The sequence below is a fragment of the Paenibacillus sp. FSL R7-0048 genome, assembly GCF_038004505.1.
GTDB classification, from domain to species: domain Bacteria; phylum Bacillota; class Bacilli; order Paenibacillales; family Paenibacillaceae; genus Paenibacillus_AQ; species Paenibacillus_AQ odorifer.
The window spans coordinates 7,100,435-7,123,515 of the sequence record NZ_JBBORF010000001.1; the positions used below are offsets into that span (position 1 = coordinate 7,100,435).

Genomic DNA, 23,081 nt, shown 5'->3' on the forward strand with positions numbered 1-23,081 from the left:
GCGGATACCTGCGTTGTTACGGTAGTATATCAATGAATGGATTGCATTAAAATATCCATAATTCGCTGTTTAGAGCAATCCATAATCAGCTTTTTATGATTGGAGTTTCTATTTGGAGGTATGTACGATGATGAAAGTAATTCGTAATGATAAGAGACCGATCTGGCAGCAATTGCTTGATCAAGCGATCCATAATATTACTAGCGGAGTCTGGGCACCAGGAGAACTACTGATTCCTACCCGCGAACTTGCGCACATCGTAGGTGTCTCCCGCTCAACTATACAGATCGTCTATGAGGAATTGTTAAGTCGGGGTTATACAGTTACCTCCCGCCGGGGAGGGACGCGAGTTAGTACATGGAAGCAAGTCGCTATATCAACGAAGGAAATAGAAACAGAGGGCCCCACACCTCCTTCACTCTCCTTGCTAGACTCAGCTGTTGATCAATTACATGACTGGTTCAGAGGTAAAGAGCCGCTAGAAGTGGATATTGATTTCAGTCCCCATGAACCCTATTTGGACGAACAATTCCAAAAAAACTGGCGGCAATCGCTGCTCCAGGCATCCGCTGAAATGGATTTATCAAGCTGGGCTTACGGTAACTGCTACGGGTACACACCATTACGTGAGCAAATACAGCGTTATTTATCACTTGAACGGGGCATACATGTCCAAACCAATCAGATTCTGTTGACCTCAGGAGCTCAGCATAGTATTGACTTAATCGCACAGTCACTTTTAGCTGATGGGGACACTGTCTCAGTAGAAGATCCAGGTTTCCCAGCTGCTTGGATGGCAATGAAATACCGCCGTATGAATGTGGTACCCGTTCCTGTTGATGAGTATGGTCTAGTGGTTGAGCATATTCACCCGCAATCCAAACTGGTCTTTGCCACCCCTTCCCACCAGTGCGCAGTAGGGGTCGTTATGTCGGAGCCCCGCCGGCAACAATTGCTGCATAAGGCCGTTCAAGAACGATTTTGGATCATTGAAGACGATTATGATAGTGAATTTCGATATCGTGGGGAGCCGCTGCCAACGCTGTTTAGTCAGGCATCTAATAATACTTTGTATCTCATGAGTTTCTCTAAAATGATTGCACCAGGCATTCGTATTTCGGCTATTGTTGGATCAGTCGAGGCAATTGCTCAGCTAGCGAAGGTGCAGGAGCTGACTTACCGTCATCTTCCGATTATGGATCAGCTAACACTAACCCACTTCATTAAAAATGGTCATTTTATGCGCCATATGCGAAGAGTCAGAAACGTGTACCGGCGAAGACACGAGGTCATGGCAAAAGCTATTATGGCTAGCGGTTTAGGGGAGCGCTTCACGCTCAGTGGAGTAGAAACTGGATTACATATGTTATTAGAAGCTGAGGAAACATTCGACGAAGAAGCTGTGACAAAGTTAGCCCTACAACATGGAATACGTGTGTACCCTCTTGGACCCTATTGTTTGGATAGCAAAAGAAAAGGATGGGTATTAGGGTTTGCAAAAGTAAATGAGGCAGCGATTGAGCAGGGTATTCATCGTCTTGCGGAGCTGATCCTATAAAATCATTTCCGCAGCACTCACAAAATTTGTTGAACAGTCCATAGACTATTTTAGATTTATGAAACCATTGAAACTTCAAACGAAAGTTAATATATGGTAAATTGAAACTGCGATAGAACCTGGAGATGGGGACTTTATGGCTTCAGAAAATATTTTTTAGGAGGGCTTCCCATTAAGAAAATGCTGTTGTTAACCATAGCTTTATTTTTATTATTTCTGACTTTTCCCTTGCCTGCATGGGCTCAGGCCATAGCTGAAGATGTTATTTCTTTTGCGAATAAAGAAGGATTAACATTGACTAGAGAAGGGCTTTCTAAAGACCCTAAAGGATACGGTTACAGCAATGAAGCAGAGATTAGTATAATTACCGTAGGCGAAGGAATGCAAATTCATTTTATTGATGGTGCTAAGCTTAGGGCGGCTTCCGATAGTCTGATTGAAACGGTCACCCCCCAAGAGATCTGGGAGTTTCTTATTTTATCGAGCGGAGTGCCCAAATCTAAAATGATCATTCAAAAGGATTCAAACGGGTCTTTTCAAGTTACTGAGTTTGGAGGGAATCCTGATACTCTAGCCTATGTCATTCAATCTCTACAGGCTGAGGGTGAAGGGAGTGAGCCCACACTAATCCGTGAGCGCGACGAATATATAGCTGCCTTCAAGAAAGACAATCAGGAATTCATCATTGTTCCACAACAAGCCTCATCGGCAGAAGCCAAAGGACTAACCAGTAATTTAGAGCCTCAAACCCCAGAACATTTAATAGATGTGTTGCAGACGATGCAGAACGACTCTTCCGATGACGAGCAGGATGGTTGGGAAACCATTGCTTCCGTGTATTACCCGGACGATAATAATCACCTAACAAGGTCTATCACCATTAGCGCCATTATTGCTCTAGCAGCGGTATTTGTGATCTGGGCCTATCTCAGAAGACGTAAGTAACCTAAGTAAATGTAAAAAGAAATAGGCCGCTCTTTTCATGGAGTGCGGCTTATTTTTCTCTCATCTACGGCTCCCGAGAAATATTCAAACACTGCACTCTAATACTATTAAAAACTTACCAAGAAACTACTCAAAGGCATATCGGTTTACTCAACTTTCCTTATAAACAATTTTTTCAAAAAAAGCATAATCCTTATAAAGAATTTTCTGGAATTTCCGATATATTAATAGTACACATAATGGTTCAAATTACCTAATTGGGAGGGTTTTATTTGAAAAAGATTTTTAAAATCGGGTGTCTGGGATTCATCGCTTTAATTGTACTAATCATTGTTATTGGTATATTTGCTAAAGATAAGGATAGTTCAAACGACACAACTAGCAAATCTAATACCACCGCAAACTCTGTAGAAACAAAGGGCACCTCAAAAGAAGATGCGAAAAAACTAGCAAAAAAAGGAGAGGAATTACAAGTTGGCGATGTTGTTTTTAAAGTTAACAAGGTAACTACTACCAAGGAAATTAAAGATGGAAATTACTTATCCTACTCACCTAGTGCTGACGGAAGTATTTTCCTAGTAGTAAATGTAACTGTTAAAAATGCTGGTAAAAAAATGATTACCACAGACTCATCATACTTTCAACTCCTAAAAGATGAAGTTACGTATAACCCGTCAACGTTGATTACTACTTCCGGAGACTATTTTTTATATGAAGGAATCAATCCTGGATTGGCTCAAACAGGCAATGTAGTATTTGAAATCCCAGAAGATATGACTGGCTTTCTTTTAAATGTCCAAACTGGGTTCTGGGGAACCGAACAAGGACAGATTGAATTGAAATAATACTATATGGATCGTAAACCACCAATGTAAGTTGGTGGTTTTTTGTTACTTCTTCGAAGTAAAAATTCTACTTTATGATCAAAATAACCGTCAACGAAGTAACTGGTGCTTTAAAACGTAGTGGTTAAGATACTTGGCAGTTAACAACTGAATATTTAAAAATCAATGCAAAAGGCACTACCTTGAGGCAGTACCTTTTGCATTGTTAAGTGAAGAGATATCCAATTTAGGGGAGGTTAATACTCCACATCGACCCAATCAGGTCGTACATTACATAGCTTTTTCAGCCAGATCACTAACTAAATTTCTCATCCACTTACGGGAGTAAATCCGGGCGTAGCCGAAGCCAAAGCGGACAACCTCCTCCAGCGAGATGACGAGATACACAAGGTAGACAGGTTGCTTCCAAATGTATGACAGCAACAGCCCGGATGGAACACCTATCAGCCACGTTGCGGTAGACTCCATGCCGAATACGAACTTGCTGTCTCCTCCGCTGTTTAGAATACCGCCGGCTATAATCATATTGGATACTTTGACCCAAAGAAATCCAGCAAACACGATAACGATATACATGCTCATTTGTTTAGCGTCCTCGGAGATATTGAACGCAGAGACATACAGCTTCGAGCCTGCCGCAATGATAACCCCGACGATCAGAGAGATAATGATGCCTAGACGAATGAACCTTTTCGCATGATCGAGTGCGATATCAGATTCATTCGCACCCAAACGGTTGCCAACCATTACCCCTGCTGCACTAGCCAGACCCGATAATAAACCGATGCAAAGACCCTGAAGTGGGAAGGTAATGGTCATTGCAGTCATTTCCATCGTCCCCATACGGCTATAAATGACCGCATATGCCGTTTCACCCAATACCCAAATCAATTCAGTCAGTAGCAGCGGATAGGTCGTTCCAAAAAACTTGCGAATGAGCGGTTTAGGAACGATGAATAAGTTCTTTAACCCGACAGCTCCCGGTAAACGATACCGGTACACGGCACCAATGATCAACAAGCATTCGAAGACCCTAGAGATAAGAGTAGCAATGGCAGCGCCCTTCAGACCAAGCGCAGGAGCACCGAAATGACCGTAAATAAGTACGTAATTCAGTATAATATTCAAGCCGACTGCAATTAGACTTACATACATCGGCCATTTGGCATGGCCAGTACTGCGTAAAATCGCGGAATACATCATCGTGAGCATGACAGGCACAAAACCGATCGACATTATCTGGAGAAAGATATAACCCTCATCTATTACATTCACGTCTGTAGTGAACAGGCTCAGAAAGAGCGGCGAATCGATGAAGACAGCCGCAGAGAACAGGAATGAGAACGCAAAGCCGGTGATCAGTCCGAGACCCAGTACTTGAGAGACGCTTTTGGAATCTTTATTTCCCCAAAACTGGGCTGCATATATGGATACACCCGTCGATAAACCGGCCAAGACAACCGCGATGATCCCGTATATTTTAGTCGACATCCCCACCGAGGCAATTGCCACATCTCCCAGCTGCCCAACCATCAATTGATCCGTCAAATTAAGCAACGCCATCAGCAAGCTTTGAAGCGTAACGGGCACAGCGATTTTATAAACACTTTTGTAGAAATCTTCTTTCTCTGACATGTATCGTTCACAACCCCCATATTCTCGATTTTTCCAGAACCCATTGCCATTCGCAGTCTATGACTTAGTGTGAGGTTAGATCACCTTTTTGTAGCGCATGAGCGTGTAGTTATCTTTTGGTTGAATTTCTACAACCTTGAACTTTTTCGCAAAGTTCAATTGCTGATACCCGTCTCCATCCACTAAAGTAATGTTTGTCGAGCCGCCTATGATGATTGGAAGCTGCATTAGAATAATCTCATCGACGATATCCTGATTGAAAATATGCCAGTTTAAGAATCCGCCGCCTTCGACCATCAGACTGGTAATCCCATAGTTCTCCTCCAACTGACGTTCAAGCTCCACAAAATCTACTTTATCCTCGCCGCAGATAAGGCACTCCTTCCCTCTTTGCCGGATCTGTTTGATTTTTTCTTCATCCCGTCCTTTCTCGGTCGTGACAATAATCGTCTTCCCTTGGTCCGAGAGTACATTGCAATCTAGCGGAATATCCAAGGTAGTTGTCGGAATGATACGAATTGGATTTTTATTTTCCTCATACCGATTAGTAAGGAAGGGATTGTCCGTCAAAATTGTATTTTTGCCGACCATAATTCCCTGCACCTTCCCCCGGAATAGATGAATAAATTCCATATCCTCACTGGAAAATAAAGAAAAAAGCTCTTTACTCGAATTACCAGCGCCCATAGTGAGCTTTCCATCAATAGAAATTTGGCTGAATATCGTTGTTTTCATTTGGCTCTCCCCATCTCTAATTAGCTTTTAAATGCGCCCCAAGAGGCTTGAATAGTCTGTTCTATTTTGTTCAATGCTTGTTCAGGATTGCTCAAGGGCAGCTCGATAAGACCTGCATTTAACGCCTCCCATACATGGATCATGAAGGGATAAGTCGGCATCGGCCGTGAGTGATCTAGAAGCGATAAAATCATCTTTTTGTTAGGCGCAGCAGAGGCAGCTAGACGGTTCAGTACCTCTTCCTGAGCCGGAATCCGCTGTACACCCAGCGTCCACATCGATTGGCATTCGTCACTCAGCATAAAACACGTGAATGATAAAATATCTTCCCGCTCCTCGGACGTTAATGAATGATTAGGGTAGATCAGGCCAATAGAAGAAGACATGGATAACGATTGCCGCCCTTCGATGCTCGGAAGCTGGCAAACCGCAAGCCTATTGTTCATATGCTTATCTAGATGGTTATAAATCCACTCGCCACAAATAATGGCGCCGATCTTACCGTCAATGAACTGCTCAAGCAGTCCTGTGGAGCCATCGAGACTAACGAGCACGCCTTGATCCATCTTGTCGCTAATAAACTGAAGCGCCTGCTTCATTTCAGAGGTGACGATATTCGGCTTTCCATTCTGTACAGGCCAGCCGCCGAAAGCTGTAAGGAACGGAATAAACCAATAGCCTTGCTGTAAGTCTGCTCCAATCGGTACGATACCTTGGGCGGATAACCTTTCTGCTGCCTCTTCGAACACGTCCCATGTCGTCGGCGCACTAGGGTAAATCGACGGGTTGTAATACACAACCAGATGATTGCCCCGCAATACCGGGATACCATACTGAACACCATTCATTTGCATCGTTGAAAGAGCACCCTCAGTCAGCGTATCGTCAAATAGCCCGCCCGGCACTTCGGAGTAAAGACCGTTCTCAACATAGGAGGACATGTCGGCAGGAACCATCGCCAGATGCGGACCTTGCTGGGTGTCCTTAATTTGGTTCAGACGCGCAGTCAGCTCCGTAATATTCATGACTTGTGGCGTAATTTGTACCCCAAAGCGCTCAGTATACAGCTTACAAATTCCCTCCAGCACCTCAATCGAGGTATCTCCCGGACCATCAAACTCATGCCATATCACGACTTCCTTATTGTTCTTTTCCATTGCAGCCTCTCTCCCTTACCTAAATTGTCTATGATTGTTTACGAGCACTAGAGCCTGATTAGGCGCAAGCAGCAAGCATTCGAACGCCTGACCTACGCTGCTACCCGTTAAGGAACTATCCAGTGTTACCGTCATTGGGCATCGGCCAGGTACGGCTACCTTCAAATCAACTTGACAGAAAGCATCAGCACTCAAGTTAAAGCAGCACAGCAGCGTTTCATCCCCTTGCATATACCCATACAGAACAATACCTTCCGGGGATTGAGCCACGAAAAAGTTTTCCGGCTTCACTAGGTGGCGCCAATCTCTCTTGATTTCACTTAGCTCCGCCAACAGCGGCAGCATCGGTGTAGGATTGGTCCAATTAATTTGCATGACGTTAAAAAAAGCTCGGGAAATCTCCTCTCCGTTCGTGTTGTCTCCAAGACCACAGTTGAGCGGCTGCTCCTCATTCATTTCATAACCCGTCGTCACGTATGGAATTGCGTTCGGAAGAAATTGATTAAATACCGCAATCATCCGAGCAACCTCAACACCGCCACGGCTGGTGATCCGAGGAGTATCTGCTGTTTCTGCACAAGCAAATACATGAATATTCAACTCAGGCAGCTCTTCTAAGAATGAAACGAGATTGTCTTTAGTAATTTGTGTCATGACGTTCCACCCACTGCCAAGCATAATGTTATAGCCGGTGCTTGCCGCCTTCTTGTGGTTGCGATTGAACAAATCTTCGCTGATTAAGATCGCATTTGGATTCATCTCTTTAATCGTGTCAAAAATACGAGTCAACAACGGAATAGGAAGCACGTGTCCGATGTCGATGCGGAAGCCGTCAATCCCATATTTTTCGAGATTAACCCGTACTGCCTCCTCCAGAACATCCCACAGCTCCAGATTCGGCTCCTCTCCCGGGTAGTCATTACATTTAATCGTATCAAAAAGGACATATGGCGCCTGATCCGGACTTATAAGATGTCTCACTTGCGGAGAGAAATCCTTGTAGAGGCGTAAGAACGTAATGTCTGTCCAAATCGGCTGCACATCATTTATCCAATCCGAATGCGCTGGAGCAGTCGTTATCCCCATCTCTTGCTCCACCAAAGTTAATAGCTCATCTCCAGTTTTAGCAGCTTTCTCCTTTAAGTGCTGCCAAAGAATTGGATGGAGTTCATTGGGCGGTGGCGTGAACTTCCGCAGAAATACTGCTGTCTCCTGGCTGCGGTAGACCGTCTCCAATTTGTCCGGCGTACACTCCTCAAAAAATCCAAGCTGGGGAATTGCGGGCGGCGCAAAGCCTTCTAATTCGTCCATTTTGATCCAATATACCCATTCAGGATGCTCGGTAATGAACACACTGTTTTTCGCCGTCACACGGGGAATGAAATCAACAACAGTCTTAATATCAAGTAAATGACAAGCCTCTACCAAAGCGCTGAGCTCATCGTGGATCGTAAACTCCTCCATATCATCCAATAGGCTATCGTGCAGGTTCTCGTCCAAATGGAATAACGATTGCACTGCGTAAGGGGACCCAATATCCCCCTTCAGATTCAACTTGCTGTACTGGTTAACTGGAAGCATGTACAGAATATTGATGCCCATTTTCTTTAGCAGAGGCAGAAGAATAAAGAATCTTAAAAAAGTACCCGATTCAATTTTTCCGTCATGGTTGTAATCCCAAGCCGTAGAATAGCGAATAAGCGAAGAATAGATCGCGCTATCGTCCAGATTTATGCGTTCCTTAAGCAGATATCTCCACGAAAGCCTGTCCACATATTTCAAATGATCAGTCAAAAAATCATACGGGTGTACACAAATTTCACCCTCTTTTTCTAAAAGAACACGTTCATATTGGCACTCATTCCACACTGCGGGTATCCAAATTGGCTCTACCTCTTTGGCCTTTTGTGTAGACAAGTAATCTTGAATTAATCTGAATTTGCTATCATTGCTCATCAACAGTGCCACCTCTCATTGATTGTAGTCTTACGTTTAGGGAACAAAAACCGTCTTTACGGTTTCACTCCCAACCACCTTCAAAGAGTTCAATTCATAGCCGATTAACTCATCTATCGCTGCTTCATGCTGACTGAGCTTAACTTTTCTAGTTACTAGTTTCTCCATTTCAGGAGTTTCAGCGGCAAACCGCAAAGCTTCCTCGAACATGTAGCGGTATTCACCTGCTGCTATAATTTTTATTGCATGCTGCACGAATTTGGTAGGGGAAAAGGTGTAGCGATACTTCGCATTAATACCAAAAGGAACGATGCGGCCTCCACGTTCAATCCACTTTTCCGCCATTTCGAGTTGAGTGCCCACCGTATCGATAATCACATCAAACTTATGTCCCGCACAGATTTTGTCTACGGTAGCTTGATTTAATTGGGCAGGGGTTAGAGCAAAATCTGAGATCTCTTTGGCAAAAGCTAGCCGAAAGGGATTAACTTCAGTCGCTACCGTGAGCGCAGATTTCGACTTGCTCACAATTTGGCTTAACAGTCCCATTGGACCCGATCCAAGAATGAGTACCTTGTCGTCTGCTGTGACATTGGCTTCTTTGAAATTGTGCAGTACACAGGCAAGCGGCTCAATCAAAACCCCCGTCTCCCAGCTCATATGATCGGGAAGACGGTGTGCAAACGTTTGTGCAGTTGAGTAAAAAAAAGTGAATGTCCCATTTCGATTCAAACCCGCAATAGGCATCCCATTTCCATCGATGCCCGTACAGAGGTGCGGCTGTTTCTTCAAGCAAAAATAGCATTCATCACAGCTTTGATTCGGATCGATAACTACTCGGTCGCCTACCTTAACACGGTCAACGTTGCTGCCGATTTGGATTACAGTCCCTACTGCCTCATGACCCCGAATGACCCCTGGAACCCCCTCCTCTTTCCCAGTTATGACTGCTAAATCTGTTCCACATACACCTGTCATCTCAATCCGGATCTTGACTTCATCCGGTGCTGCAATCTGCGGCTCTTCCCATTCGCAGAGCTCCAGCTTATGATTGGATGTCCACACCAACGCTTCCATACTCATTCCCCTTTCTCTTTTTTGTTATCCATATTCGCCCAGAATATATCATAACTACCATGTAAAAGTAAGGTGAATGTTGTCGAAAAATGTTAATAATTACATTTTTATATAAACACTCACGAGTAAGCGCTTTAATTTTCTTTCGCTTATTATGCGGAGTGCACTGTCTGAAACGGCAAGTTTAAGGGCCATCCCTTGTGGGATGACCCTTGAATACTATCGTGATCAATCGAGTTCCGCGAGGAAATAAATCCCGAATCAACGTCTCCTATTTTGCAGCTTCCGCTTCCAGCCGTGCAATGACCTCAGAACGGGCTTGATCTGTGAAGCTAAGCACGCCGTTTTCCTGAACGATCAGTCCTTCCCGTATTCGGCCATCCAGCCAATCGCTGATCCAGCCGGGAGCATACCCGCCTTGGCCGAACTCGCCGCCAAAAGCAATCATTTCTTCATATACATCCAGATATTGTTGACGGCTTGTATTTGGATAAGAGCTTGTGTATAGCCAGAACTGCACATCATACATCAGAGTAGAAAGCTCATCCGCATGAAAGGAGAAATGTCCCTTCTCTTCAACGATTCGGGTACATACTTTACGGATCTTCTGCTCAAGCTGATCCACCTCAGACACATGGCTGCACAGCTTCGCAAGCAATGGTGAGAATTGGCCTACGGCTACTTTGCGCAAATCCTCCTCTTTATCTTCTTCAGAGGTGTCGTATTCCTCATCACTCACCAGGCCACGTATAAACGTCTCGAAGTCTGGGGCCAGAAACGTAATCTCATAATTATCTTCCTGATCCACATGAATCACCTCGGGTTCACCGTCCTTCCCGCAATTCCGGTAATCCAGCATCACGACATCATGACCTGCCGAAGGGCAATCACAAATTACCACGCCAATGTCAGGGTATCCCCACTCCTCAATCATAAACGGACTGCCGAGATCGCCGCAGAGTGAATAGCTTTTCTCACGTCCGATGCCCATAATGCCCGTAATCGCAATATGATCCTCAGCCCATGAGGTCGCATCCTCCGTAGGAAAACAAGTATTATAAGGCACTCCCCCATTGTGCTGCTTCATCAGACTGATATAAGAGGCAGGAAGCTTGTAACCCAGTTCTTCTTCTACAGAAGCAATCAGCTCATCCGTAGGCGGGGCCGAAACATATTCTTTTAGCGCATAATCGCTATCTTTCCAAAATTCGGAGAGGTCCATCCCTTCAAAAGGAGTTGCAGTCGTCCCCGAATCATTATGTTGCTCTCTGATTGCCTGTCTGGCTGCGGCGTGTTGTTCTTTGCGTAGCTTGCGCTGGCTGAATTTCAGAAACATGGCCGTATTCTCATCATCCGGATCGAGGTCATGGGCAATACCCAGCACTCTCACCGCTTCCTCATATCGATTCAAATAATAGTAGGAATATCCCACACGAAAATGCCACAGATAATCATTCTGTCCTTGTTCCGCAATCTTCGCGAAGTGTTCAAGGGCTTCTTCATAACGTTCCAAATTGTTATACGCTCTTGCCAGACTGCTGACCATCTCGTAATCTCTGTCCGCTGGAGGAATCTCCATCAGAGTGTCTACAATCTTCTGGTGTTCATCATCTTCATGCCACTGTGTCAGCTGTGCGATTAGTTCTTTGTCCATGGTCTACCTCCCAAGCTTATAATCAAGTTACTAGAATATAGAGAAATATGGTTTTCCCTATTCTACCAGATGGGATGTAGGTATTGAAAATCGATAATAGAGCCTCACAAAGATTCTTAATTATGGGTACAGCCATATCCCTGAAACCGTCATCACCGCTGGCAGTACAGCCTCGTCAACCGCTACATTGTCATACCAGCCGCCCACTGCAAGGTTCAGCACCAGATAAAATGACTCGTTAAAGGGCATAACCCCTGGCTCCAAGCAGCGCTCGGCAAAGCAATGTCCGTCTACCAGCCATCGAATCGAACTGGCGGTCCATTCCAGTGCATAATCATGGAATTCATTAATGGTTCCGCTTTCAAAATGGTGCGAGAACTCCTCGACGATTTGATGTTCCCAATCCTTTCCGTAGTGCAGTGTTCCGGATATTTGCTGAGGCAAGCGGCCTTTGGCTTCCATGATATCAATCTCGCCGGAAGCTGGCCAAGGTCCGTAAGCCTGTTCCTGCGGAAGCAACCAGATGGCAGGCCAAACCCCTTGCCCCACCGGCAGCTTTGCACGCACAACTAACTTCCCATAGCAAAAGGAAAAATGGTCCTTTGTATCCAAACGAGCCGAGGTATATGCAAAATTACGCCCATCCTTTCCAATGGATTCACTGCGTGCGCACAGATTTAAGCCAAATTCATCGATATACAGATTGCTGGAATGATCCGTGTAATACTGCTGCTCTCCGTTGCCCCAACCTGGGTCTATGGGATTACCCTCATTATCTAACAAGTCATTGCCAAGGCGGATATTCCATAGCTTCAAATCGGCATTTCTATCTAAGAAATTCTGTTCCCATATAGGTTTATTCATCCTTTGCACACTCCCTTCATTTAATCACAGCATACTTAATTTTTGCGGCTGGTCAAACAAATCTAAAAAAATGGGATAGGGTCGATAATCATGGGCTTTTTTTCCTATACGCTTTTTCATACGATGAAATAGAAAGGGGGCACGGAAAATGTTCCAATACAGAACGGAACAAATGAAAGCGCTTTTTAAGCAGTGGCAATTGCAAAGCATGGTTATCCCGGGAATCATCTGGATGTTTATCTTTTGTTATATCCCTATGTTTTGGCTCATTATTGCATTTATGGACTACAGCATCGCCAAACCCTTACTAGAATCACCGTTTGTCGGGCTGAAGCATTTTCAGGATTTTTTGACGGATGAGCGTTTTTGGCGTTCGATTCGCAATACTCTGGGGATGAGCAGCATCAAGCTGGTCCTGGGTTTTCCCATTCCTATCTTGTTTGCCTTGCTGCTGAATGAAATACGGAGTCTTCGATTTAAGCGAACGGTACAAACCATTTCGTACCTGCCGCACTTTATTGCCTGGACGATTTTTGGCGGCATTGCGCTCAATTGGCTGGGCGAGGGCGGTGTGATCAATCAGTTGATGATGGCGATTGGGCTCCAGGAACGCGAAATCCTGTTTAACAGCGACCCTAAGTACTTTTGGTGGATCACCTTTTTTACCGATACGTTAAAAGAAACCGGCTGGAGCGCCATTATCTACATAGCGGCAATATCCGGCATTGATCCGGGGCTGTACGAAGCGGCTGAGCTGGATGGCGCAAACCGGCGGCAACGGATGTGGCATATCACCATTCAGAGCATACGCCCCACCATCGCTATTTTGTTCATCCTCGCTGTCAGCGGGATACTCGGCAGTAACTTTGAGCAGATCTTTATGTTGAAGAACAATATGAACATGAGGATGGCGGAAAGCCTAGACTTGTATATCTACAACATGGGGTTGGTCTCCGGGCGCCATTCCTTCTCAACAGCCGTCCTGTTCGCCCGCTCTATTGTGGCGCTAGGTTTGTTGTTTTTGGCCAATCACACATCCAAAAAACTAACCGGCGACAGCATTTTTTAGAAAGGAGAGGACAGAGGTATGGAAAGACGCAAAAGATTTCGGCAAATTGGAGTATTTGAGGTCTGCAACACCCTGCTGATGCTGGCGGTTTGCTTTTTAACACTGTACCCGATGTGGTTTGTATTCATTAACTCGCTTAACGCGCCGCAGCAGGCATCCCTGGGCACCGTCAACTGGTTTCCCAAAGAATTATCGCTGGCCAGCTATAGTGTTGTGTTCAATGATAAGACAATGATGAACGGTTTTTACATTACCACTCTGCGCACAGTGATCGGGACAGCAACGCATGTGTTGTTTACCGCCATTATTGCTTACGGAATGAGCAAGTCTAATCTGATCGGACGCAAGCTGTATCTTAAAATCGCATTGGTTACGATGCTGTTCTCAGGCGGGCTGATCCCTACATTTATTCTGATGACGAAGCTGGGCTTATATGATAATTTTTGGATATTCATCATTCCCTCTATGTACACTTTTTTTAATATGGTCATTTTCATGAGCTTCTTCCGCACCATACCTGACAGCCTGGAGGAATCTGCGAAGGTAGACGGTGCTTCAGACTATGGTGTCCTGTTCAGAATCGTATTGCCCAATAGCATGGCTGTCATTGCGACTATATCGCTTTTTTCAGCCGTTTATCATTGGAATGATTATTACCAGGGGGTCATCTACATCCGTTCGCAGGAATTACTGCCACTGCAGACCATGCTGTACAAAATCATTGCGGAGAACTCTATGTCCTTCATGCAGCAGCAAGCTATGGCGCAATTCGGCGCAAGACTTCCCGGCAACTCTATTAAATTTGCATCCATGATGGTGGCCACACTGCCTATTCTGATAGTCTATCCTTTCATTCAACGCTATCTGGTCAAAGGCGTGATGATTGGCGCCATTAAGGGATAAGAGTGTGAGTGTCTAGAAACTGGTATACAAAATTCAGAAGCAGCAAAGAAAGGATGATAATGTCATGAAACGCAATCTGATTAAGCCGGGGTTGACCCTCGTTCTGGCCGCAAGCCTGATGCTAGGCATAGCCGCGTGTTCCAATTCAGCGAATAGTGAAAATAAGCCAACACCACAGCCTACAGATAGTACACAGCCGCCGCAGAGTGAAGCAAAGCTCAATCCCGATGATCCGGCATGGAAGCTGGATACCAGCCCTGTTGATTTGACCTGGTTCGTAGGTGCTAACTGGTATGCCCACACTTGGGGAGACAGCTTGACCTCCAAGTACGTAACGGAAAAAACAGGCGTAAACATCAAGCTTGAGGTACCTTCCGGTGAAGCGAATGAGCATATTACCCTAATGATGACCTCGGGCAAGCTGCCAGACTTGATATCAATGGGTTCGTGGGAAACCGCTGTCAAAAAGCTGTGGGAAGGCGATCATGTCTACGCCTTAAATGAATTAGCTGACAAGTATGACCCTTACTTCTTCAAGGTGGCCGGGGACGGTACACTGAAATGGTATCGTCAAGAAAATGGCAATACCTATGGCGTTCCGAATGATTCATATAGCCCCAACCTGATGCATGAAACTGGCATGACGGCCGCCAACCAGACTTTCCTGGTGCGAAAAGATTTGTATGAGGAGATGGGCAGCCCGGACCTTAGCACTCCAGAGGGCTTTCTGAACGCACTGCAACTGGTAAAGGATAAGTACTCCCAATATAAAGGCCAGCCCATCAGTCCCTTTTTTGCACAAGGGAACGTCCCTTACGGGATGACCGAATATCTGCAGAACCTACTGGCCGTACCGCATGAGAAAGACGGAAAAGTATACGACCGCATTACCGATCCCGATTATATTGCCTGGCTAAAAACCTTCCGTACGGCTTACGAGCGCGGGTTGATTAATGTGGATTTCCTGGTGGATTCCGATACTCAGGTAGAGGAAAAAACAAACAACGCCCGCTATTTCATGATGGTCCGTGAGTGGACCGGTATGTCGGCTGTCAATCCTATGCTGGCTGCTAGCAGCAACCCGGACTCTTACTACATCGCAGTCGATGGGCCAAAGAACAGCAAGGGCGATAACCCTAAGTTATTCCCTGGCAACATGGACGGCTGGATGGTGACGATGATTAGCAAATCAACCGAAAACCCTGAACGAGCCATCCGCTTTTTGACCTATCTGGCCAGCGAAGAAGGCCAGCGAGAGTTGTTCCTTGGCAAGGAAGGCGAAACATGGGAGATGGTAGATGGCAAGCCGCAACTGAAGCCTGAAATGGTAAAATTACTCGACACTGATATTGAGAAGCTGGAGAAAGAATACGGCATCATGGATACCTATTGGATGATGCGAAACCCTGTAATCGTCAACCAGTGGAGACCGGAGAAATCTCCTGTCATTAAGCAAATGGAAGACTTCGCCAATAAGCAGGCCGATATTGATAGCGGTATCTATAAGGGCTTAGATCCACAGGGCGATTCTGATGTGTCGGTAGCCTGGTCCCGTATTTCGCAAAATTGGGAGGAAGTACTCCCTGAGCTAATTACGGCCAAGAATGAGGCTGAATTTGATAAAATCTTCGACAATTTCCTTGACCGCCGCGAGAATTACAGCTTTGGCAAGGTGATGGAATACCGCCAGGCTGAACTGGATGTGCGAAAATCCAAAATGGCAGAGTAATAATGCCCGTATAAAGATTACTGCCGGCCACCGAAAGGTTGGCCGGTATTCCCTTTTTCGCTTCTTTTAACCATTTAACAAAACAGCCTAGTTACCTACCGGGCAGTTTGTAATATATGGTATATTACAAGGGTAGGAGGCTACTTAAATGAAGTATCTGCTGACTAAAATGAAGAAGCTGTACCGTAATTCCCGCATCTCCCAAAAATTGTTTTTGGCCTTTAGCATGATGATTGCCATCCCTGCGATTGTGGTATCCTTTTTATTTATCCGCACACAGGAAAGTCAGCTGTACAAGGACGCTATGGCTACCGGCAGCAGCCATGTCTCAAGAATTAACGAACAGCTGCGCAGCAAAATGGGCATTATTGAGAACGCTTCCTCTACTGCGCTGAATCAAAAGGCATTTGTAGATTTTATTCACTCCAATATGCGCGGGGATGGCCTGCGTCTCGTAAAATTTAGACAAAATCAATTTGAGCAAATGCATAATATCATTCAAAGCTACGAGATGATCAGCGAGCTCAGTTTCTATGTCGATAATCCAAACCTATTTGAGATTTGGCCTGAAATCTACCATTATGACAAGTTCTGGCCGAAGGACTACTGGGTGACACTTCGGGAGGAAGGCGGTGCGGCATACCGCTTATTTGCTTTTAAAGATGGAGAGCATACGCTATCCTATTACCGGTTGGTACGTCTTCAGGGGCAACAGCAGAAACTCCCTACCATTATGGAAATCCGCGCCCAGCATAGCGTCTTTTTCAGTGACTTGCTTGAGGATAGCGGGGGGGATTTCTTTTCTGTAGTGATGGATGGAGCCGACTCTTCCCGATCGGTATACAATCCTGAGCATATTTTTTCTCAAAATGCCGGTGAAGAATTGGATAAAATTCTAGGCAGCATTCACCAGCGGTTGGATGTGCTGCAGCAGAGTAGCCCCATTAAGGTAAAGGTAGGTGACCATACTTACTACGCGTTGTATCGCTACATCGCCCCACTGAACGCCTATGTAGTGGATATTGCCTCTCATCAAGCGCTGATGAAAGGCCCACGAAGCTGGTATTTGCTCGTAGTAGCGATCACATTGTGTGTATTGCTGCTGATGTTACTGCTCGTTTCACATACCACTCGGCGCATTTTCCGCCGGCTCGACAGGGTGCTGGTTTCTATGCGCAAGGTGCGGCAAGGCCAACTGGATGCGAAAATTGATACCGGCCTGGATAAAAACGAAACCGGTGACGAAATCGACGAGGTGGCCGTCAGCTACAATAATATGTTGGACGAAATCAAACATCTGATGACCCAAGTGGTAGATAAACAGCTGATCGCCAAAAATGCACAACTGCACTCGCTGCATTCGCAGATCAATTCACACTTTTTATATAACGCGCTGGAATCCATCCGTATGCTCGCGGAGGTTCAGCGACAGCCGGCTATCGCCGAAGCGTTGGTGTCTTTAGGCTCACAACTGCGATACAGTATGCAATGGCGCAGCGATACGGTTGCGCTTAGCGAAGAACTTGCCAACATACACAGCTATGTCCGATTCATAAACTTTATGGAGGGTGGCAGCATTGAGTTGACGGCCGATCTCCCGCAGGAGGTACTGCGTTATACAATCCCTAAAATGTGCATGCAGCCCATCGTCGAAAATGCCGTTCATCATGCAGCGCCCTCGGGCGGCAGCGTAAGTATCCAAATTACCGTATCGGTAGAAAATGACAGCCTTCTGCTAATTGAGATACGAGATGATGGCGCAGGTATTGACCCGGAAATGCTGTCCAGTCTGCAGGCTGTGCTGCGGGGCGACTCAGATTCACCGATTGTTACCAGCAAAAACGGACTGGGCTTGGAGAACGTGCATAAGCGCATACAGCTTCATTATGGTAAGGACTGCGGTCTTTGGATTGACAGTGTGCAGGGCGCCTATACTTGTGTAACCATACGTTTGCCTTGGGAAAATGTGAATCTTGGAGGATGGTAGGGCATGATCAATATTCTAATTGTGGACGATCAAAAGCACATTCGTGATGGGCTGCAGGCTATGCTGCGCCAATTTGCGCTCCAGCTGGACAATATTTACTGTGCCGTAAACGGAATTGAGGCCTTGGATATATTGAGTCAGCACAACATCCAACTGGTGATTACTGATATCAGGATGCCCGATATGGATGGACTGACGCTGATGGCGCAGAGTAAACAGAAGCACATCGAGGTAGATTATCTGATTATTAGCGGCTATAGTGATTTTGCCTATGCTCAAAAGGCCATCGAACTTGGAGCAAAGGGCTACCTGCTCAAACCTGTGAAACGTGAAGATCTGCAAACCGCAGTAGAACATGTTGCGAATGAGATAAAAACACGGCAGACGCTCTCGCGTAATATGGAGCATATCTCGCGCCGCGCCCGGGAGACAGACCGCAAGGAACTGAGTATGTTCATGCAGGGTGCAATGATTGATGAGGCGTGGGTTATCCAGACCCAGCAACAGAATCCAGAGTTGTGGAGTAATTACCGCCTGTGTCTGCTGCGGGAGGAATTATGGATTAACCAACCGGGGGCCGACAGTAGCCACAGCATGGAATCCCTTGCCTACCGTGTGTATGGCAGACGAGGGTGTATATGCCTGCAACACCGCCCGTACCTGATTCTCGCGGTTGATGCGGCCGTAGATACGGGAGCCTTCCCGACCGCCCTCAAAGCAGGACAGATAGATGCCATTACTGCCATGACCAGCCCGCAGCAAGGATTGAAGGAGTTGCCCCGCAGCTATACACAAGCGTTGGAGCTCTATCGCCACAGTTACCTGTTTCCAGAGAAGAGCTGCATCTTGCCAACACATATTGATCGACTGGAGCAGCAGTGGGAGCTTCCCTATGAAGAGTTATATGCCCTGTTCCAGTTAATCGGCACCAAAAACAGCGGTACAATCACCCAAGGCATTTCTATGATATTTCACAAAGATACATTGCAACGCTATCACATCCAATACACACAGCAGCTATGTCGTGCCATTGTACAGATGCTGGAGGAATCTGTACGTGTGATCCGCCCGTACATGGGGGAAGAAGCGCTGGACATCGAATGTTTACGTAATCTATTCGATTATCCGGGTATTCGCGATTATATTCAGGCGCTGCAACAACAGCTGCTTCGGCTGAACCAATTTTATTATGAATATAAGTGCAGCTATCGCAACTCGCAAGATTTAAATGAAGCCATACGCTTTATACACGAAAGCTATCATAAACCCCTGGATCTCGCGATGGTATCGAATCACGTGTCGCTTAATTATGCCTATTTTTCTAACCTGTTCAAAAAAAATATCGGCAAAGGCTTTGCAGAATACTTGCGCGATGTGCGCCTGGATAAAGCCCGGCGGCTACTGGCCGAAACCGATCATAAAATTGTAGAGGTAGCCACCATGGTAGGGTATGAAAGCTACAAAAGTTTTACACGATCCTTTCGGGATGTCATGGATATGCAGCCCACAGAATATCGGCAAATGATGCGCCGGAAGCACGACAGCGGGGAAAAGTACCGTGACACAGCGCTATAAATAATCAAAAGCCAAAAAATTGGGTTAGAACAAAAATAATTGTACCTTTTAGCTGATTATTATATTCGATAGAATAGAGATGTCCCTAAATGTAAGCGGTTTCGTTTCTTCATTATTTTATTAAAGGAGGGCAAGTATGAAACGACTTTACAATACGGAGAGTGGTTTTAAGCAGAAGGTATTTAGTTTGTTCTTAGCAGTAGTACTGTTAGCTGGGGTTGGCCTATTGCCGACTTCAAAGGTGCAGGCAGCAGGAACCACAGTTACCTCTATGTCTTACTTTTCAGCAGCAGACGGTCCTGTCATCTCAAAATCAGGGGTTGGGCAAGCTAGCTATGGTTTCGTCATGCCTACATTTAATGGGGGCTCTGCCACCTGGAATGATGTTTCCGATGACGTCGGTGTAAAAGTAAAAGTTGCTGGAAACTGGGTGGATATTGACAATGCAGGCGGCTATACCTACAACCAAAACTGGGGACACTGGAGCGACGGTGGCTTGAATGGCTATTGGTTCACTCTCTCCGCAACAACGGAGATTCAGCTATTCTCCAAGGCTAATGGAGTTACACTTGATTACACCCTGGTATTTCAAAACATAAACAAAACGACCATTACTGCTATGGCCCCTACACAAGGGCCGCAGATTACAGCAGGATTTACAGGAAGTGCAGGCTTTACTTATCCTACCTTCAACAATGATCCGGCCGTTACCTATGAAGCCGTAGCTGAAGATCTGAAGGTATATGTAAAACCTGTAAGCAGCAATACATGGATTGATATTGACAATAATGCAGCCAGCGGCTGGATCTATGATAACAACTTCGGACAATTCACCGAAGGCGGCGGCGGCTACTGGTTCACCGTAACAGAGTCTATCAACGTCAAGTTAGAATCGAAAACCTCAACGGCTAACGTCGTTTATACCCTCACCTTTAATAAACCGGTAAGAAATTCATATGTCTTAACTCCTTATGAGGGAACGACCTTTACCGCAGATGCAAAAGGTGTAATAGGTGTACCGCTACCTAAGATTGATGGGGGCGCTCCAATAGGCACTGAGCTAGGAAATTACGTATACCAAATTAACATCAACGGACAATGGGTTGCTATGAGTGATTCCAGCCAAAGCGGATTTGTATACGCCGGCAATGGCTATAACAACATGTCCGATGCCAACCAGTGGGGATATTGGGCTGACTATATCTATGGGCTTTGGTTCCAGCCCGTCCAAGAGGATGTGCAAATCCGTATTGGCTATCCATTAAATGGACAGGCGGGCGGAAGTGTCGGCAACAATTACGTCAACTATACCTTTATCGGTAATCCAGATGCCCCACGTCCGGATGTATCCGACCATGATGACATTGCCATCGGAACACCAAACGACACCGCGATAGAAGGCATGAATCTCATTTGGCAGGATGAATTTAACGGAACAGCGCTCGATACGAGCAAATGGAGCTACGAACAAGGTTATTATATTACTGACGATCCGAATAGCTGGGGCTGGGGCAACGCGGAACTGCAGCACTATACAGACAGTACACAAAATGTATTTGTACAGGACGGAAAGCTGAATATCAGAGCTTTGAACGATTCAAAATCCTTTCCACAGGACCCAAGCCGGTATGCCCAGTACTCATCCGGCAAGATTAACACCAAAGATCACTTGTCCTTCCAGTACGGCAGAGTAGATATTCGTGCTAAGCTGCCTACAGGTAACGGCGTTTGGCCAGCACTTTGGATGCTTCCGGAAGATGCCGCTTATGGAGCGTGGGCCGCATCCGGAGAAATTGATATTATGGAAGCCAAAGGACGCTTGCCCGGCACGACCAGCGGGGCCATACACTTTGGCGGACAATGGCCTGTAAACAGATATATTGCTGGTGAATATCACTTCCCTGAAGGCCAGACCTTCGCCAATGATTATCATGTGTACTCCATGATCTGGGAAGAAGATAATATGAAATGGTATGTGGACGGCAAGTTCTTCTTTAAAGTCAGTAGAGATCAATGGTATTCCGTAGCTGCACCTAACAATCCGAATGCCCCATTCGATCAACCCTTCTACATCATTATGAATCTGGCGATCGGCGGGCACTTCGACAGCGGCCAAACCCCAGATCCGTCCGATATTCCTGCAGCAATGCAAGTGGATTATGTTCGTGTCTATAAAGAAGGCAACAGCCAGAATCCGGTAAACGTACCAGTTACCGGTATTTCTCTGAATCAAACTACTGCGCAGGTGGAGGTTGGACAGACTGTGCAGTTGAACGCCAATATTGCCCCGTCTAATGCAACCAATAAGCAGGTCACTTGGACCGTATCAGGTACCAGCGTCGCTTCCGTGAATCCGAACGGTCTCGTGACGGGACTCACTCCAGGCACAACAACCGTAACGGCTACAACAGCCGACGGCAATAAAACAGCCCTCTCCACCATCACTGTTGTACCGGCAGCATCATCCGGTGTTATCATCGTCGGCGATGAGGTGCGGGGTCTGAAGAAAATAGGTGACGACCTGCTGTTCTATGTGAACGGCGCAACCTTTGCCGACTTACACTATAAGCTAAATAACGGTGGGCAGCTAAACGTAGCCATGACCCCGGCAGGAAACGGAAACTATACCTACCCTGTAAATCACCTGCAACACGGGGATACCATCGAGTACTCCTTCACCTATAATCCGGGACAAGGGGCCGTCGATTCCCCAACGCTCTCGTATATCCATGGGGTAACCCAAGGAACACCAGAGTAAAGTAGTTGAACGCTAAGCAACTGCATGAACACGAATAGGCGAGGAGGAAGTGTTGAAGCTTCCCTCTCGCCTATTTTGTTGTTTCTACCGTGTTGCTGGTCTCCTCGGTGGAAGCTCAGCTAGCCTCATGATTATGGGCCGTCAGTTCATCACCTGACGCTTTCCGCACCTTCGCTCGCTTGCCTAAATTAACGCGTCGAAATGACCCTCCGCGTCCACCGTCGCCGTCCGGGGATCAGTCAGGCCGATGCCCTTGAGGCCTCCCATTCCTTCATTTCCCCAAAGGGGGAGGTGATCCTGAAGCGGAGAAGCCGGCACAAAATTTACGGAGGTGCTGCTCCCGCTTTTCTGTACCAGTTGGGACTCCAGCAGCCGGATTTGCCGCTGCAGCTGCTCCCGGCGATAAGGCGTCTGCATCTCACTTCCTTGTGCCGCATTCACTTTATCCAGTTCCATCATCAGCAGGTTTCGCTGTTTCTCCAGAGAACTGACATCACTCTGTGTACCGCCGTAGGCCGCAATGGTCTGTACGGAGCTGATGCCTGATACTGTCTGTGCCGCCATGATCTTTCCCCCCGTTTCCTTGGCTCCCAATCCAAAATCAGCCAAATTTGAAAGTTCTAATCATCTTTAT

General features: G+C 46.1%; 17 protein-coding genes. 9 read left to right on the forward strand and 8 right to left on the reverse strand.

Annotated elements, in window-relative coordinates; all coding sequences use genetic code 11:
* Positions 1-127 precede the first annotated feature (127 nt).
* From pdxR to NSQ91_RS31440, 3 genes are all read left to right on the forward strand, one after another.
* A complete protein-coding gene (gene pdxR / locus NSQ91_RS31430; protein ID WP_076303517.1) occupies positions 128-1,558 on the forward strand; it encodes a MocR-like pyridoxine biosynthesis transcription factor PdxR in 1,431 nt (476 codons plus the stop codon).
* 294 nt (positions 1,559-1,852) lie between these two features.
* The gene (locus NSQ91_RS31435; protein WP_143763829.1) at positions 1,853-2,503 is read left to right on the forward strand and encodes a hypothetical protein; all 651 of its coding nucleotides are present in this window, start codon (positions 1,853-1,855) and stop codon (positions 2,501-2,503) included.
* Between the two features lie 272 nt (positions 2,504-2,775).
* Entirely contained in the window at positions 2,776-3,348 is a 573-nt protein-coding gene (locus tag NSQ91_RS31440; protein WP_052097390.1) for a DUF4352 domain-containing protein, read from the forward strand.
* Between the two features lie 270 nt (positions 3,349-3,618).
* Here the strand turns inward: NSQ91_RS31440 and NSQ91_RS31445 are convergent, their stop codons facing one another.
* The 7 genes from NSQ91_RS31445 to NSQ91_RS31475 all read right to left on the reverse strand — a co-directional run bounded on the left by NSQ91_RS31445 (position 3,619) and on the right by NSQ91_RS31475 (position 12,426).
* Entirely contained in the window at positions 3,619-4,983 is a 1,365-nt protein-coding gene (locus tag NSQ91_RS31445) for an MATE family efflux transporter (protein WP_076132870.1), read from the reverse strand.
* Positions 4,984-5,058: 75 nt separating this feature from the next.
* Complete coding sequence (locus NSQ91_RS31450; RefSeq protein ID WP_036682374.1) at positions 5,059-5,718, reverse strand: dihydrofolate reductase family protein; 660 nt, start codon at positions 5,716-5,718, stop codon at positions 5,059-5,061.
* A 20-nt stretch (positions 5,719-5,738) separates the two neighbouring features.
* Complete coding sequence (locus NSQ91_RS31455) at positions 5,739-6,875, reverse strand: sugar ABC transporter substrate-binding protein (protein ID WP_076303516.1); 1,137 nt, start codon at positions 6,873-6,875, stop codon at positions 5,739-5,741.
* Positions 6,876-6,890: 15 nt separating this feature from the next.
* Complete coding sequence (locus tag NSQ91_RS31460) at positions 6,891-8,831, reverse strand: alpha-amylase (RefSeq protein WP_081391769.1); 1,941 nt, start codon at positions 8,829-8,831, stop codon at positions 6,891-6,893.
* A gap of 36 nt (positions 8,832-8,867) precedes the next feature.
* Positions 8,868-9,914 (reverse strand): zinc-dependent alcohol dehydrogenase, encoded by a 1,047-nt coding sequence (locus NSQ91_RS31465; RefSeq protein WP_254848691.1) that lies wholly within the window; start codon positions 9,912-9,914, stop codon positions 8,868-8,870.
* Positions 9,915-10,179: 265 nt separating this feature from the next.
* Positions 10,180-11,562: an SMI1/KNR4 family protein gene (locus tag NSQ91_RS31470; protein ID WP_076303515.1), complete on the reverse strand. Its 1,383-nt coding sequence runs from the start codon at positions 11,560-11,562 to the stop codon at positions 10,180-10,182.
* A 120-nt stretch (positions 11,563-11,682) separates the two neighbouring features.
* Positions 11,683-12,426, reverse strand: a complete 744-nt coding sequence (locus tag NSQ91_RS31475) for a glycoside hydrolase family 16 protein (protein WP_076191524.1) — start codon at positions 12,424-12,426, stop codon at positions 11,683-11,685.
* 148 nt (positions 12,427-12,574) lie between these two features.
* Between NSQ91_RS31475 and NSQ91_RS31480 the strand changes: the two genes are divergently transcribed.
* From NSQ91_RS31480 to NSQ91_RS31505, 6 genes are all read left to right on the forward strand, one after another.
* Complete coding sequence (locus NSQ91_RS31480; RefSeq protein WP_076124267.1) at positions 12,575-13,495, forward strand: ABC transporter permease; 921 nt, start codon at positions 12,575-12,577, stop codon at positions 13,493-13,495.
* An 18-nt stretch (positions 13,496-13,513) separates the two neighbouring features.
* Positions 13,514-14,398, forward strand: coding sequence for a carbohydrate ABC transporter permease (locus tag NSQ91_RS31485; RefSeq protein WP_038573901.1), 885 nt, complete (start codon positions 13,514-13,516; stop codon positions 14,396-14,398).
* 64 nt (positions 14,399-14,462) lie between these two features.
* Complete coding sequence (locus NSQ91_RS31490; protein WP_076303514.1) at positions 14,463-16,127, forward strand: extracellular solute-binding protein; 1,665 nt, start codon at positions 14,463-14,465, stop codon at positions 16,125-16,127.
* Positions 16,128-16,275: 148 nt separating this feature from the next.
* Positions 16,276-18,114, forward strand: a complete 1,839-nt coding sequence (locus tag NSQ91_RS31495; protein WP_076303513.1) for a sensor histidine kinase — start codon at positions 16,276-16,278, stop codon at positions 18,112-18,114.
* 3 nt (positions 18,115-18,117) lie between these two features.
* Positions 18,118-19,689 carry a response regulator transcription factor gene (locus NSQ91_RS31500; RefSeq protein ID WP_076303512.1) on the forward strand — a complete coding sequence of 524 codons (1,572 nt, stop codon included), beginning with the start codon at positions 18,118-18,120 and terminating at the stop codon, positions 19,687-19,689.
* 136 nt (positions 19,690-19,825) lie between these two features.
* Complete coding sequence (locus NSQ91_RS31505) at positions 19,826-22,447, forward strand: family 16 glycosylhydrolase (RefSeq protein WP_076303511.1); 2,622 nt, start codon at positions 19,826-19,828, stop codon at positions 22,445-22,447.
* Between the two features lie 183 nt (positions 22,448-22,630).
* On the opposite strand, the gene NSQ91_RS31510 is transcribed toward NSQ91_RS31505, so the two are convergent.
* On the reverse strand, positions 22,631-23,011 hold the full coding sequence (locus NSQ91_RS31510; protein ID WP_076181760.1) for a hypothetical protein: 381 nt from the start codon (positions 23,009-23,011) through the stop codon (positions 22,631-22,633).
* Positions 23,012-23,081 lie beyond the last annotated feature (70 nt).

Bases quoted from the DNA above. Each gene is read 5' to 3' on its own strand.
- pdxR (WP_076303517.1), top strand. From the start codon at position 128: ATGATGAAAGTAATTCGTAATGATAAGAGACCGATCTGGCAGCAATTG.
- NSQ91_RS31505 (WP_076303511.1), top strand. From the start codon at position 19,826: ATGAAACGACTTTACAATACGGAGAGTGGTTTTAAGCAGAAGGTATTT.
- NSQ91_RS31485 (WP_038573901.1), top strand. From the start codon at position 13,514: ATGGAAAGACGCAAAAGATTTCGGCAAATTGGAGTATTTGAGGTCTGC.
- NSQ91_RS31490 (WP_076303514.1), top strand. From the start codon at position 14,463: ATGAAACGCAATCTGATTAAGCCGGGGTTGACCCTCGTTCTGGCCGCA.
- NSQ91_RS31500 (WP_076303512.1), top strand. From the start codon at position 18,118: ATGATCAATATTCTAATTGTGGACGATCAAAAGCACATTCGTGATGGG.
- NSQ91_RS31445 (WP_076132870.1), bottom strand. From the start codon at position 4,983: ATGTCAGAGAAAGAAGATTTCTACAAAAGTGTTTATAAAATCGCTGTG.
- NSQ91_RS31460 (WP_081391769.1), bottom strand. From the start codon at position 8,831: ATGAGCAATGATAGCAAATTCAGATTAATTCAAGATTACTTGTCTACA.
- NSQ91_RS31475 (WP_076191524.1), bottom strand. From the start codon at position 12,426: ATGAATAAACCTATATGGGAACAGAATTTCTTAGATAGAAATGCCGAT.
- NSQ91_RS31480 (WP_076124267.1), top strand. From the start codon at position 12,575: ATGTTCCAATACAGAACGGAACAAATGAAAGCGCTTTTTAAGCAGTGG.
- NSQ91_RS31455 (WP_076303516.1), bottom strand. From the start codon at position 6,875: ATGGAAAAGAACAATAAGGAAGTCGTGATATGGCATGAGTTTGATGGT.
- NSQ91_RS31465 (WP_254848691.1), bottom strand. From the start codon at position 9,914: ATGAGTATGGAAGCGTTGGTGTGGACATCCAATCATAAGCTGGAGCTC.
- NSQ91_RS31470 (WP_076303515.1), bottom strand. From the start codon at position 11,562: ATGGACAAAGAACTAATCGCACAGCTGACACAGTGGCATGAAGATGAT.
- NSQ91_RS31450 (WP_036682374.1), bottom strand. From the start codon at position 5,718: ATGAAAACAACGATATTCAGCCAAATTTCTATTGATGGAAAGCTCACT.
- NSQ91_RS31510 (WP_076181760.1), bottom strand. From the start codon at position 23,011: ATGGCGGCACAGACAGTATCAGGCATCAGCTCCGTACAGACCATTGCG.
- NSQ91_RS31495 (WP_076303513.1), top strand. From the start codon at position 16,276: ATGAAGTATCTGCTGACTAAAATGAAGAAGCTGTACCGTAATTCCCGC.